Genomic DNA, 13525 nt, shown 5'->3' with positions numbered 1-13525 from the left:
TCCTTTATGATTTTGATTAGATTGAGTGCCTTGCATCTCTTCTCAAAAGCCTTTTCCCATCTTTGCTGTGTTTGTGAGGTTACCCCGATAAACTGTCGCTTAGGGATGCGAATAGTAAAACTACTCTTCTTGGTGAGGGCAAGAGCTTTCCAGTAGACTTCCTTGGTATCGTACCATTTTGCCCAAAATGCTTTGCGCATCTCGGGGGTTACCTTGGTTTGTATTACTCCTCCTTGGTTGTGTATGTTGGCATAGGGTACATCGCTCTCGACAATTACTTTATTGCCTACCGTCTTTAGCCTTAACCCTCGCCGTAACGCACTACTGCGGACCATAAGGCTACCAATACCGTCATCTTGTTTACGAGGAGCCCACGCCTCGCCATCCCAGGCTTTATTTTGAAAAGCCTCGCTACTCTCTTGTTGCAAGATAACGAGTAGGTCGTTTAGCAAAAGACGTTCCAGTTTCTTCGCATCTATTAAATCACTCATCCGATTGTTTATTAGATAATTAGTTGTATATTTGCAATACCATATCGGTGAGTCGGGGTCCTCTCGGCGCGCCACTCCTCCGCCGAGCTTTCTTTTAGAGGGTTTGGCGGTTGTATTTTATAACTCTATGTTTTCTTCTAAGATTTCTTTTCTACTTAGTTCAATATCCTCTTTGTAATCTCGTATTAAGCGGAATGTTTGCAAGTTGCTATACCTCCTAAATCGGGATTTTAAAGCTCTAATCAAATCTCCTTTCTGAAAATCATCTTTTATTACAAAGACTACATGATCAGCTTGCTTAGCCGCTTTTTGCAAATTCTTGTCGTATGAGTTGAAGGAGTTTGCCTCTATGTGTTTGTACTCCTCCTTGCGGATCATTGACTGATTAAGTGCGTCACAGCTATGCCCTACACCTGCATCTTTGTATAGCAGAATATTGAAAGAGTGCTTTTTCGACAAGTATTGAGCGGTAAAAATGTTTTTGTAGAGTTCGCTCTCATTAATACCTTCCTCTACTATAATAGCATTATCATCAAGATGTATTGTTCTACTACCATCCTTGTTTTTTAGAGCTTTAACATAGAGTTCTCTTGCTATTTTCTCTTCTTGAGTGTACTTCGATTTAGGCGTATTTTTATCAGAGTGTACAAGGTTATTCAGTATTTCGCACTCCTCATTTTTCTCGAGTTTTCCTGCGAGCTTTGTCGTTTTGCAATGGTCATACCCTTTGCGACCATAGTATGGGTGTCGAGGAGGGATAAGGCGTCCTGTCTTACCAGGATTGAAGCGGAAGATCTCTTCCCGCCCCTCTGTCATTTGCTCCATAGAGCGGATCATCTCTTCACTACTACTTCTCGGGTGAGAGCCTGGTATAACCTGTATTACGTCACACCTGCAGCCCCAACCATTCGGTGGAAAGCAAGTATCCCATGCAGGGTCAGAAAAGGGCAAACACATCCCCTCGAGCAGGGCATGTTCTGCACGTACACGCTCGTCCTTAGCAGTTACATAGAGCAGGTCGTAATCATCTCCAAACTCAGCAAATCGGTCCCATTTCTCTGCCATCTGTGCCGAGCCTTGTACAAAGGTGTATTCAGCACGTAGCCAGTTGCGATTGTATTTTTCTCCAATAGCTTTCGTATCCTTTTGAAACTCTTGCCACGATTTCAGACTTCCGTCTGGACGATGTGCAAGTTCTGCGGTCTCTCGTAAGTGGTGATAGGTTTTGAAGCCTGCAAAAATACGTACATCCTGCTCTATACTCTTTCGTAGCCTTGGCGATACTTCTTGTATGATGGGCTCTATCTGAGCCATGAAGCCTTTAGATGTAACTCGCACCGCTCTGCGTACAGGCTTATCTCGTAGCATTTCGGGGGTCATTACGCCCACATTAGAAATTATATGTCGTTTAGCCCGATCGATTGCTTTTTGGATGCGGGTGGTATCTAATCGCACCTCCCATCCCCCTTTTAATCGGGCATAGGGCTGATATAGCCCCTCAAGGAGCGTTGTGAGACGCTCATAGCGAGAGGGGCTTACCCGAAAAAATGGTCTTCCTGTGTAGCGTTAAGTTGTGCTTTTAGTTGTCCCGATAGAGGAAGTTGCTTTTTTCCTGTTACCTGTATGCCGAATGTATTACGTATCCACTCCTCATCTACATCGAAGTGCTGCATAGCTTGCACTGTACGATCCCACAAAGCCCCTTTGTCCTCCTCGTCTGGGTAACCAAATCGTAAGCCTTGTGGAATATAACCAAGCGATGCGAGGGCGGGCATGATGGTTGAGTTCATTATTTTAACTACCATCATACGGTCTGAGTTGCATTTGCCGTCAAGAATCTTTAGAGCTACCTCCTCTTTGGATCGGTTACCGTGTGCAGTATCCTGCCCGATTACCCCACCACATATCTTGACAGATATATCCTCCTTGGCAGCTCTGTTGAGTCGCTCAAAAATGTCGGTGTTTCCAGCAACAGAATTACCAAAATTCATCTCCTCATTTTGGTCGATGATGATCCAGGCAGCACGCCCCATACGGGTTAGCATCTCTTCTGCTCGGTGCATTGCCTCGGTATCGTCTGTATCCATCTTTAGGATACGAGGGGGGACGCCAAATATTTCGCAAAATTCTACCCATGCGACCTTGGCGTGGCGACGATAAATCGTGTCGGGGACGCAGTCTATAAGGATGCCTAAATCTTTAGGATTGCCCACTTCGATGATGGATTGCATATATCGAGGGTCCTCCCTATAATGTATGCCTTCACTATCTGCCACATCTCTAAGGAGGATACCTTGAGCAGGGATAACGTGTCTACGTGGAAGTAAGTCTAACTTGAATAGGTCTGTATCGGAGTGGCTCAGCTCAAAGAGCGAATGCCCCCAGTAGGGCGTTTCTAAGAGAATTTGCAGTAGCTCTCCAAATACAATAGACTCGCTCAGCAGGCGGGTAACCTCCTCGTTTTTGTCGCCCTTCGAATTGGTTATGATAAAAGGCTTTCGAAGAGACCGCTCTACTCGAAGCTCTACTTGAGAGGAGAGGTGCGTATCGGTATACATATCTTCGAGTAGGTCTATGAGGAGCGTGCGATGGGGACAATCGGGATTCATCGCCTTGCGTTTGGCATTGCGGTAGGCACGCATATCCCTTTGTGTGTTTGATGCCTGCTTTTCGATAATCTGTTGTAGTAGTCGGTCGGTTGCTTTTTTTAGTGCCATGGTGTGTTGGTGGGGTTGGTTAATACTCAAAATCTTGTTTCGGACGTGACCCCATTACGAGGTGTGCGGAAATTTTTCCATTCGACGACTTGCGAGGGGGTAACCCTATAATGCCAAATGTTTCTGTTGCAATCCCTTTCAAATACTCTTGATGCAGTTTGTAGGCTTCACGGACAGACTCGTAGGCGATATCTACATTATGACGTCGCATAATGTAGTAAAGAGCGATATCTTTAATCATCTCTTTAAGGTCGGCAAGGGCAGGGTCTTGGGAAGACATGCGTTGTATCTCTTCGACATCGTATTTATTAGAGAGGTAACTAAGTACACGGGCTTCAGCTGCTTTTAGACAGGTTTCTGTTATGGCATCTGTGTTGTCGGTTATTTGTTGTAGCTTGTAGCTATCGACGACTGTGATCATTTCTTCTATGTTTACAATCATGGTTAATTGGAGATTAAATGGTGTTTAAGCATCAATTAAACGCTCAGGTCTCTGCGTTCTGCAATTCGGTACTTTCCTGCTCCTTTTCCTGTTTTGTTGAGCATGTAGATAGCTGATTCCAAAGCATCGGGGGCATCGTCGTGTAAGCGACTACCTTTCTCGATGCCTAATAATTGTTCGATGAGGATTTTCATTCCCTCAGTCTCTTTTTCATCAACATTGAAAAGGATAAAGCCTCGCTCAAATAAAGGCTGCATGGTCTCAATACGAGAAAACTTATCCATTTTCTTGCGCTTGTCTCCCGTTATGGGGATTTGTCTCCCTCCACGGGCAATTCCTTCTTTTTCGAATTCGTCAAGGAGTAGGTCTTGTATGAAGTTTGCTTCCATGTAGTAGCGAGGCAGTTTGCCCCCTCCTTGTGCCTGTATCCAGTCTTCGATTTGGTAGTGCCAGGATACCATTTCTGCTACGGAGCATTGACCCGCAAAAGCTTTCAAAACATGGTAATAACCCTCCTTGGTCTTACCAACAAGTATTGTAGCCTTGTAGTCATTTGAGCTCGAGGAGCGGAAAGAGGGGTCGGTGTAGGAGATAATCTTGACATACTCCTTTAAGGGGAGTATTTTGCCGTAATGCATCCATTCCAACTTAAACACACTTCCTTCATCTACAGGGCTATTCATGTATTCTTTATAAAACTTTCGTTCTCCGAGTGTTTGACGTATCTCTGCAACCTCTTCAGGGGTGTAATTCTCGTGCCAAGTAACCCGACCATGCTTATCAAGCATATTGACAACCGTGTGGTATATATCCTTGGTTTCTGCCCAAAGGCTTAGTATAGAGTGTTTGGCGATACGATTACCGACCATAATAAAGCGACCTCTCCCAGCAGCCATAGTCCCAAAAAGAGCTGTCATGAGCCATTCAAAGCTCTCTCGTACTCGTTTCTCGTTTTTGACCAAGATATCGTCATCCAAGTCATCCGATAGTATAAAGTCGGGACGTATTCCACGCTTTTTTAATCCTCGAGGCTTTGCCCACGACCCAATGCAATAAAAGTTGTTCCATCGCTAATACTGAACTTTCCTGTTTGCCATTCTGTCCCTTTATCAGCTTTGATATTGAAGTCATGTATATAAGCATCATTAGTAGATAATTCTGCTTGCAAATCAAGAAGAAGACCTTTAGCCGCATCTTCACTTTTTGAAACCAAAACCATAAAGTGAAAAAGTTCTTTTTTTTCTCCTCGAGCTAATATCCATAATGGGATTAGACAGCCCAAATGAGTAGACTTCGCATGCCCTCTTGCCCATTCGAACAACGCTCGAGCTCTTGTATTGTAGACAATATATTGTGCAGCATCAACTTGAAACTTGGAAGTCTCTGAAGTTGCCAAGTGAGGGAAGTAGGTACGAACGAAAAAAGCGTAATCCTTTTTTGCTCGTTTGACTCTCTCTTCTCGTACTGCTTCGGATTCTCCGAGGTCAAAGGTCGTCCGAGATATAAGAGACACCCTCTCGTTCCATCGTTGGAGTAGCTCTTTGGATACCTGTTTTTTAGCCATGCTGGGGTTCGGGGTTTAGTAGATTATCACGCTCGATGAGTTGATGTACGTAGATGTCCTGCAGGCGGGTTAGCTCCTGCACAAACTCTTTAGAGGTTTGGAGTCGCTTACCCTCTGCCACGAGCCAATCGCCAAACGCACTCAAGCAAAGGATAATGTCGTCTACTGTTGCTTCTCTTTGCAGTGATTTAATCTGCTTGCATATCTTGGCAATGGCATCGGCGGTGGCGGTGGGCTCCTCCTTTTCGATGAGCGTATCGAGTTGGCGCATCAGCTTATTGTAAAGTGTTTTCGGAGAGAGTAGCTCTGCGTTGCGTCGCTCCTGCCATGCTCCCTCTTTCTTCCATTTACTGAGTGTTTGAGGGGTAATACCCAGTCTCATGGCAATCTCTTGTAGGGGTACTTTGTCTAAGTACAACCTGCGTGCATGGTCATACTTGGTCGGGTCTTTGGGGGTAAATGTTTTCATGGTTGGCATCTGTTTTATTTATATTGTTGTCTATTATTATAGATAAAATCTATTTAGTATATTTGTATTATCAATAAGATGTATTTTGTTTATAGATTATATCTATTATGAAACACGAAAACTATCTTAGGCGAGTAAAGGTGGTGCAGGAGCTTGTCAAGCAGCATTACGAGGCGGGTAGGCTCGACAGATGCTACTCGGAGGTTTGGCGTAGATGGGTGTACCCAAGGTATCCGATGTCGCAACGCACTTTCTACCGTCTGCTTAAGGTAGACTTGCCTCAAGAGCAAACTAAGATGCAGGAGGCTAAGAGTAAGCTTCTCAAACCGATTACTCCTTTTCGTTGTTCCCTGACCTTTAACCCCATGTTTCGTAAGCAATTCTAATACAGTATTCGCTCATCGACTTGCGTTGTGATACAAAGCTCCACCCCTCGAGGCGTGCTCCTTTCGAGGCTAAAAAACTCTCTATATCTTCGATTAAACCAAATCGCTTTATATATTCTTTGTGGTAACTCTCAGGAGCATTAATGTTGGCAATTAGAGGAGTTTCAACGAATAGTCTTATGTGAATAGATACTTTGTTTTTTACGCAGATTTTATCAAACGCTGTGGGCGTTGAGCCCTGCACGTTAATCAGTACAGCAGGCGTTATTATGCTGGGCTTAGTTTCCTCGTCTATATCTGCTTGCCCTTGATCTAATGCGATATATTTTAGATCGCTGATATTTGAAAGAGTATTGATTATAATGTTAATTCGGTTTTTTATATTCATGATCAGCTTCGTTTATTGATATTTCTTTCTTTATTGATGATTCCTATTAAGTCTCTCCCTCTTATTTTGAATTCCACGTTGCCTGTACTCATGCTGTCTGAGTGATTAGGGAGCATATCACGTAATTTGTTGAGGGGGGCTATTACTTCGGGATTGTTCGCTGCTCCTGGATATTCTCCTACCAGAGCATAGGTGGGACCGCTTACGATACCTCCATTGGCAAATGGCATTGCAATCAGAGCAGAGGCTACAGAGGCAGCAGCTGCGAGAGCCATACCAGGTCCTACTACGGGTATTCCTGCTTGACTTTTCGCCGCTTCACTGGCCGTCACGGCAATGTTGGTTTTCCAAAATTGAATAAGCTTAGGAATAGCATCACTCAGTACCTTTAGCATATTGGCACCCCACTGCATCCACTTCTTAGTTTGGTCATCTACTCTATTAGAGATAGCATCTATAACATCGGCAATTCCTCCTGTTCCATCTTGTATTTCCTTGACATATTTGTTGTACTCCTCTCGTGCTTTCTTAAAGCCATCTTGCTGTCTCTTAATAGCTTTTTCAAAAACCTTTTGGACTCCAGTAGCCATCTCCTGAATAGCTTCTTTGGAGAGGGCATTAGGTTTGAAACGATTTTCTTTAGCTTGATTGAAATTCTCTTTTTCTTCCTTAGAACCATGTCGCAATAGGGCTCCTCCGATTAGTCTTGCCCCCTTACCATATTTTGCCTCAAGAGCTAACGTTTCTCTTAGTATATCTGCCTCCTGCTGTAGGTAGATGATTTGTTGCTGCAGTTGTACAGCACGATCTCCCGTTGCGCTATTGAGGGATTGTTGCAAGAGACTAATCTCGTTTTGTATGCCCTCTTGCGTGCGCAGGTCAAAGTTGCTCTTCTCAATCCATTCAGCTCTGAATCTGTTTTTCGCCTCTTCATCCTCGCCTCCTAAAACATCACGAGCTAAGCCTGATATCCAGTTGCCATTTTTGCTGACAGCTGTAATAACATCCTCTTCGAGCTTTATTTTCTTCTTGAGTTCGTCTATTTGCTTTTGAAGAGCAGCCGCTACATCGAATGTAGAGCTGGCAGCCTTTTGCTCTAAATCCTGAAGGATGTTACGCATCCCCTCGAGCGAAAACATATTGCGAGGACGTTTGTCTCCCGTATCTATATCCAACTCCTCTGTGGGGGTGCTTGTAGTAGCTTTCTTACTCTTATCCTTTATGTAAGTCGCTCCTGGCAAAAGAGGGATGGGCGTATTATCCATCACGTTTTGGGCAAGAGTTGCTATGTCTTGACTCCCTGATAGCTGTTGCATAGCTTTGCCCAACTCTCCTCCTTGTAAGTTGGCGAAATACCCACTCAGCTGTTTCGCCTGCTCTTGTGCTAAAGCATTGGACATAACGGCTTCTGCGTGTTTGCGCAGAGCCTCTGCATTGTCATTGATAGCTTTTGTTGCTCCTGTCATAGCTGAGTTATCTCGGAGATGGGCATCGCTACTTTTCTTGGCATCTCCCAAGCTCTTAAAACCATGCTTGAGTACGGCAAGGGGCGTAATCAGTGTTTCTAAAACCGATTTTACCGTCTTTAAGCCATTCATAAAGCGATTGGATTGGCTTAGAGACTCTCGCCACTTTGTAATCAAATCTTTAAGTTTGCGAAGCAGAGACCCCAGCAGGGTTATTAAGAACTTAATGGGAGTAAGCAACTTGCCGATAACCCCATCCGTCCGCATCAAGTACTGTATAAACTCTCGAAACTTCCCGATAAGAGATTGCAAAGCATTTTGTATCCTTTGCCCTACCTCTATAAAGATATTTTTGAGACCTTGAAAAGCCGATTTCAGAAGTTTTACTCCTCGCAGAAAACTGGTAATAGGGTGTAACCCCATTAGGAAGAATTCGCCTACTTTCCTGATAGGCTCTGGGAGTGTATCCCATTGTGCTTTGAGGGCTTTAATCCAGCCAATGACCTCTCGTATTATACCCATAACGGTGCGCAAAGGCATCAACACCCACGTTAGATAGTATTCTCCGATTTTTTTGAGTGTCGGGAGCATATCATCCCAAGCAGGCTTGAGCGTATCCCAAATCATCTGCGCCAGCTCTTTGAGTGCTGCGAAAGTTCTGTCTACTTCATTGCGAAACCCCTCAAAATTGCGATAAGCATAGACAACGGCAGCTGCAAAGGCAACCACACCCGCTACAATCGCCCCAACGGGATTGGCAATAAGAGCGGCATTCCAACCCCACTGTGCCGCTGTGATGGCTTGTATTTTAGGGACAATCCCCATAATTCCGACTTTTATACGGTCGAATAGGGGTAACATCATGGAAAATTGCGCTATTTGTTGCCCGATTACAGCCATCCAAGGTAGCATACCACCCGTTGCCTCTTGAATGGAGATTAAGAAGTCATCTACAGATGCTTTTATCCGCTTCATATGCTCTGCCCAGGTGTTGGTGCGGATGTTAGCCTGCTCGATGGCAGCGTTGGTCCCCGTTACCTCTTGCGTCATTGTACGCACCGCATCGGTGTTAGCAAGGAGGAATTGAGCTGCCACAACATTCTCACGTCCGAACGTTTTGGCAAGGAAGGTCGCTTTTTCGACCTCGCTATTCATCTTGTTGAGATGATTTTTTATGCGCTCTAAGCCTCCCACGAATCCTGTTTGTGACACGTCTATTTTCAGACGCGTTTGCATCGCAATCAAGGCATTGCGTAAAGCAGTTCCCGCTTCGGCTCCCTTTGTATTGTTTTGAGCAAGTATCTCTAATACTGCAGCAGTTTCTTCGATAGATACCCCTGCAGCATTTGCGGCAGCTCCTGAGACTCTCATACTCTCTGCCAAGTCCACGACCTCCGCCCCACCTGCTCGTGCAGCAGCTGCCATCACGTTTATTACTCGTGTAGACTCCTCGGCAGGGAGTTGGAATTGATTGATGGTCCCCGCCACGGCATTGGCTGCCTCTTCAAGAGATATATTACCCGCTTGAGCGAGGGTAATGGTCTCTCGTTGTAGTACCCTTAATTGAGCAATCGGCACATCTATTTGCCCTGCAAGTACGGCAAAAGCACGAGCCGACTCGGCAGCTCCCAGTCCTGACTCTCTACCAACCTCACGGGCTACTCTTTTAAGCTCTTCGAGCTCTTCCCCTGCCACACCCGTTATGGCTGCTAAGTCCGCCATCGATTGTTCGAAGGCAATGCCTGGAGCCGATAATTCGCCCAGGGCTTGTGCTACCATCTGTACCTGCTGTATGATGGAGGTAAGTTTGATAGTAGAAACCGCATTACGGATACTGGTTAAAGAGTTATTCCCTTTTTCGCCCGTTTTCTCGAAGTCGGATCCTAACTGTTGGGTTCTCTCGCGAGTTTGCTCTGTTTCGTTCTGTATTTTATCATGGGCATTGGTTAATACCTCGCTCATCTCTTTCCCATTTTGCTCCAGAGCATTCAGAGCTTCTGAGGTCTCAGAGATAGCATTGTTAACATCATCGATAGCATCCTCCGCCCCTGAAAATTCATTAACGAACGACATCCCACTTGCACGAGCAAGCGAGATGAGTTCATTGATTTGAGCAATGATGGCGGATAGATTGCTACGAGCTCTTGATATATCAATCTCAAGAGCACCTTTATAGATTGTTTCACTCATGTGTTGTTGTGTTAGATTTTAAGCTCTGTTTCTTAGCCTCCGAACTTCTTTAATAGTTCTTCTCGCTCTGCCCGTGTCGGAGGTCGTGCTACATTCTGCTGCTCTTCCTCATCCCATGGGAAGGGCATAAAGTCGGTTATGCTTTGGGAGTTTTTCATGTGGGGGATAACAGAGGTGTAGGCAATGACTCTTGTTTGCTCCCATCTTTGTTTATTCTCCTGCTCCTCTTTCTGGAGTTGCGCTTTAACAATGGCTTGCCACTCTGGGATGGTTAGCTCTGCAAACTCGGAGGGAGAGAGGTGGCAATGGGTAATGGCAAAAGCGAGTTCGTCATAGATCATACTCTACCTCCTCGTTGATTTTACGTGGAGTTTCAAATAGGGATAGCTCTTCTTCTTCGCCCGCTACGTCCCATCTGGAACCTGCTATGTAGTAAGTATGTCCTGGACGTCCTTTTAGTCGATATTGCTGTATAGGGCTGTAAGGTTGCTTGGAGGGCGTTCTGAGGGTTATTCGGTCTTGTGTTTCTCCGTACACAGCAAAAAAATTTTTGGCAGCACGCTCTACGAGGTTCATTCCTCCCACTTCTCTGAGCTGCTCTCCTGCTGCATTGTAGAGCCACCCTTTAAGGGTACCTTTTTGATCTACTCCTTCTATTCGTGTTGTGAGTGACAGATGAATCTCTTCTCCTTCTCTCACATAATCAGTACCTCTATCACAAAGCAGGAAGCGGTTGTATTCTTCTTCCTCACGCATATTATAGCGTATAGAAACTCTCCCTACTGTGACCTCACTCGGAAGAAACTCTTGTACAGTCTCTTTCTTATCAGAGTTCTTTTCTTTACCTGCTTCCCAAAATCGTAACGGGATGTATGCAAGTAGATTTTTTAGTTCAGGATAAAAGGGATAGGCAGTTCCATTGTTTTCTACACTATGTGTCCAACGCTTTTTAGTATGCGTATCAATCATATTGTGAAAAGGTAGAAGAACGGTAAAAGAAAATTGGTGCATTTTACCGTTTCGGAAATTATTTCTTCTAACGCGGCACCAAGGCAAATGTCCCTTGGCAATCCTCTCAAAAGCTCCACTTGAGTGCCAGTTGTAAATCTCTTGAGGGTTAATGGAAGGCATATATGCCCAAGAGGAGGTAAAAAAGGCTTCTCCACTTCTTGATTTACCTTGAAATGAAGTTTTACTCTTTTCTTCACGAAGCTCCTCACTCTCTTCTTTTCTTACGTCAAATGGATATTCAAGACCTAAAGAAGATGCATAGTAACACCAGGGTGCATGACCCGCCAAAGCTATAAATGTATTACGACCAACTTGGTCGGTTATCTTCATCTCACAAACGGACTGTATATCCCATTCGTCGCCATTAGGGCTATTGATGTCGTTTTCGCCAAACCCTAATTCAATTTCAAAAGTGAGACTTTTCGCTCCTATTGGAGCTCGGTAGGGGATAGCAATGCAAATGGCTTCTTCTTTCTGAAAAGGTAAGCGCACTTGCATCCCTCTACTTCGCTCTAATGGAGATGGGAGAGTGGCTCTCTCGGCAATCGATCGTGTTACACTGATACAATTAGCATGTAAGGTAGGTTGGTTATCTAAATAAGGGGAAGGGGGGGTACAGACTTTTAAGGGTAAGGAAACGGGAGTAAAACGAGACTCACTATCTAATTCATCTTGTGGTAAATTAATGCGAACAGAGCCATACTTCCCTTCTACCGATAGAGAGGGAGTTGTATAGATGGGGCGTTCTTTGGTTTCAAATAGGATGGTCTCACGTGAAAAAGAGCTTACAGCCTCTTCTACTCGCCAAGTATTTTCGTGGAGATATACGACCAATCCGAGAGACGAGAATATACCATCTAAAACCTCTCCCATCTTCTGCGAGCTTCTCTCTCCATCTTCATTCGTGCGATAGCCCGATGGATCTATATAGCTTGTAGTAAGCCATGCTCCCACTTCTCCGACAAAGTTGATTTCTAAATCTCGTGCCTTCTTTAAGCACTGTTTAACCACTGCATAAAGAGGGGTTAAAACTTTCTCATTGAGCGGCAAGGCATCTACATCCAAATAGTAGTCATCGAGTTTCTTGAGTCCACACGTTGCGGTCAGCGTTACCTCGTAGGGGAGTTGTTCGTACTGCTCTTCATACAACCCCTGTTCAATAATACCTGTAAAAACGGGGGTATTAGGTTGAGAGGGGGCAAAGAGTTTTGCATACCAGTTTTTCTCGTCTCGTGAGATATGCTCAAATGCATATTGTACTTCGCTTTGAAGTTTCATAATACAGCGTGTAGACCAACGAGGTTGTAAAGGCGAACGATCCTCTCGTTCTACAATGAGCGGCTCTGCTCCCATCAGAACTACCTCCCGAGCAGGTGCAGATAGAGACGAGGTATTACGTATCAACTCTAATGTATAGCGATTGCCCACATGGGCTTTATAGCGTGTGTAACTCATACTCTTAGTTTTTTACTGTGTGTATGCTGTCTTTACTACTCCCCACTCTTTAGTGTGCGATTTTGTGACGTGATATCTGTATCCATGTGTCCACTCCGTTCCTCCATTGCCCCAAGTAGAGCCACCAGGGGGTAGTACAAGTCGTACTCGGCAATCATTGAATGGTATATCTACGATAAACTCGTGACCATCTGGTAAACTTTCACTAACACGGATATATGGGTAATTGTCCCCATTGCCTGTTCGACGAGCGAGGATGTGATAATCAGTCGCTTTTACATGATAGGTCCCCGAATTGTAATTTACAAGATTGAAGAAGCTTAATTGTAATCCCTCTCCTTTAACGAGCGTTTTGTTTTTCAGCTCATTAAATTTTTGTAGAAGCGATTGATAATTAGTACTTAATGAAGTAATATAAGAGTCTGTTTGCTGTTTATAGTTTCTGAATTGTTGAAAAACAGAGCCAAATTGTTCTTCTAAACGTTCTACTCCTGCGGAGTCGCGAACAGAAGAGCTATTGGTTAGTACCCAACATTTTTCACTTCCATAGCCGTTTTCTGTTATTTTCGCTGTTGCTATAAAAGAGTAAAACCCCTTACAATTTCGTGCAGAAATCAAATCCATGCGCAACATCCCATTGTGCGTTGATACTGGAATAGGATGAAAGGTCGCATCATATGGTTTTTCATTTTCAAAAAAGAAGAGTTTGGGTATATACTCTCCAGCTGGGCATTGTAGGATAAAACGAGAGCTGTACGATACATAAACGACTGTTCCTAATGCTGTTGTCGATAAGCGAGGCATCCTTGCCTCTCCCGACCATCCGTTTAGGACGATATGTAAAACAGAAGGAGTAGAGTTTGCAGAAGCAATCACACCAGAACCTTGTTCTTCTGTATAGTAATTGAACTCCAAAAGCCCCTTTGCTCCCTGCAACCCTCGCTCT

Annotated in this window: 13 protein-coding genes; 1 reads left to right on the top strand and 12 read right to left on the bottom strand. The window is 44.5% G+C overall.

Annotated features, from left to right (window positions below; translation table 11 throughout):
- The 7 genes from JCM15907_RS12500 to JCM15907_RS09605 all read right to left on the bottom strand — a co-directional run.
- Window positions 1–491 (bottom strand): phage virion morphogenesis family protein (locus JCM15907_RS12500; protein WP_025843633.1); only part of this gene is annotated, 491 nt, incomplete at its 3' end.
- Window positions 492–608: 117 nt separating this feature from the next.
- Window positions 609–1946, bottom strand: coding sequence for a phage head morphogenesis protein (locus JCM15907_RS12495; protein WP_148297520.1), 1338 nt, complete (start codon window positions 1944–1946; stop codon window positions 609–611).
- Between the two features lie 80 nt (window positions 1947–2026).
- Entirely contained in the window at window positions 2027–3238 is a 1212-nt protein-coding gene (locus tag JCM15907_RS09620; RefSeq protein WP_159099939.1) for a phage portal protein family protein, read from the bottom strand.
- Window positions 3228–3650, bottom strand: a complete 423-nt coding sequence (locus tag JCM15907_RS09615) for a phage protein Gp36 family protein (RefSeq protein WP_081773848.1) — start codon at window positions 3648–3650, stop codon at window positions 3228–3230. Before JCM15907_RS09615 ends, JCM15907_RS09620 begins: the two co-directional genes overlap by 11 nt.
- A 35-nt stretch (window positions 3651–3685) precedes the next feature.
- Complete coding sequence (gene terL / locus JCM15907_RS13200) at window positions 3686–4627, bottom strand: phage terminase large subunit (RefSeq protein ID WP_199897246.1); 942 nt, start codon at window positions 4625–4627, stop codon at window positions 3686–3688.
- A gap of 41 nt (window positions 4628–4668) precedes the next feature.
- The gene (locus JCM15907_RS13195) at window positions 4669–5214 is read right to left on the bottom strand and encodes a hypothetical protein (RefSeq protein WP_199897245.1); all 546 of its coding nucleotides are present in this window, start codon (window positions 5212–5214) and stop codon (window positions 4669–4671) included.
- Window positions 5207–5683, bottom strand: a complete 477-nt coding sequence (locus JCM15907_RS09605; protein ID WP_025843629.1) for a terminase gpP N-terminus-related DNA-binding protein — start codon at window positions 5681–5683, stop codon at window positions 5207–5209. Before JCM15907_RS09605 ends, JCM15907_RS13195 begins: the two co-directional genes overlap by 8 nt.
- A 107-nt stretch (window positions 5684–5790) precedes the next feature.
- Between JCM15907_RS09605 and JCM15907_RS12930 the strand changes: the two genes are divergently transcribed.
- Window positions 5791–6069 (top strand): hypothetical protein, encoded by a 279-nt coding sequence (locus tag JCM15907_RS12930; RefSeq protein WP_148297519.1) that lies wholly within the window; start codon window positions 5791–5793, stop codon window positions 6067–6069.
- Here the strand turns inward: JCM15907_RS12930 and JCM15907_RS09600 are convergent.
- The 5 genes from JCM15907_RS09600 to JCM15907_RS13085 form a co-directional block, all read right to left on the bottom strand.
- Complete coding sequence (locus JCM15907_RS09600; protein WP_025843628.1) at window positions 6041–6457, bottom strand: hypothetical protein; 417 nt, start codon at window positions 6455–6457, stop codon at window positions 6041–6043. The genes JCM15907_RS12930 and JCM15907_RS09600 overlap by 29 nt on opposite strands.
- Window positions 6458–6459: 2 nt before the next feature.
- Window positions 6460–10113 carry a phage tail tape measure protein gene (locus JCM15907_RS09595; protein WP_025843627.1) on the bottom strand — a complete coding sequence of 1218 codons (3654 nt, stop codon included), beginning with the start codon at window positions 10111–10113 and terminating at the stop codon, window positions 6460–6462.
- Window positions 10114–10145: 32 nt separating this feature from the next.
- Complete coding sequence (locus JCM15907_RS09590; protein ID WP_025843626.1) at window positions 10146–10454, bottom strand: hypothetical protein; 309 nt, start codon at window positions 10452–10454, stop codon at window positions 10146–10148.
- Window positions 10444–12579: a hypothetical protein gene (locus JCM15907_RS09585; RefSeq protein ID WP_025843625.1), complete on the bottom strand. Its 2136-nt coding sequence runs from the start codon at window positions 12577–12579 to the stop codon at window positions 10444–10446. Before JCM15907_RS09585 ends, JCM15907_RS09590 begins: the two co-directional genes overlap by 11 nt.
- Before the next feature lie 12 nt (window positions 12580–12591).
- A partial coding sequence (locus tag JCM15907_RS13085) for a hypothetical protein (RefSeq protein WP_036885680.1) occupies window positions 12592–13525 on the bottom strand: 934 nt, incomplete at its 5' end.

The sequence above is a fragment of the Porphyromonas gingivicanis JCM 15907 genome (assembly GCF_000614585.1).
GTDB lineage: Bacteria > Bacteroidota > Bacteroidia > Bacteroidales > Porphyromonadaceae > Porphyromonas > Porphyromonas gingivicanis.
Note: the sequence above shows the minus strand (reverse complement) of the source record. Positions and strands in the feature narration are given on the sequence as shown.

Bases quoted from the DNA above. Each gene is read 5' to 3' on its own strand.
- JCM15907_RS09615 (WP_081773848.1), bottom strand. From the start codon at position 3,650: ATGATTGTAAACATAGAAGAAATGATCACAGTCGTCGATAGCTACAAG.
- JCM15907_RS13195 (WP_199897245.1), bottom strand. From the start codon at position 5,214: ATGGCTAAAAAACAGGTATCCAAAGAGCTACTCCAACGATGGAACGAG.
- JCM15907_RS09605 (WP_025843629.1), bottom strand. From the start codon at position 5,683: ATGAAAACATTTACCCCCAAAGACCCGACCAAGTATGACCATGCACGC.
- JCM15907_RS12930 (WP_148297519.1), top strand. From the start codon at position 5,791: ATGAAACACGAAAACTATCTTAGGCGAGTAAAGGTGGTGCAGGAGCTT.
- JCM15907_RS09600 (WP_025843628.1), bottom strand. From the start codon at position 6,457: ATGAATATAAAAAACCGAATTAACATTATAATCAATACTCTTTCAAAT.
- JCM15907_RS09595 (WP_025843627.1), bottom strand. From the start codon at position 10,113: ATGAGTGAAACAATCTATAAAGGTGCTCTTGAGATTGATATATCAAGA.
- JCM15907_RS09590 (WP_025843626.1), bottom strand. From the start codon at position 10,454: ATGATCTATGACGAACTCGCTTTTGCCATTACCCATTGCCACCTCTCT.
- JCM15907_RS09585 (WP_025843625.1), bottom strand. From the start codon at position 12,579: ATGAGTTACACACGCTATAAAGCCCATGTGGGCAATCGCTATACATTA.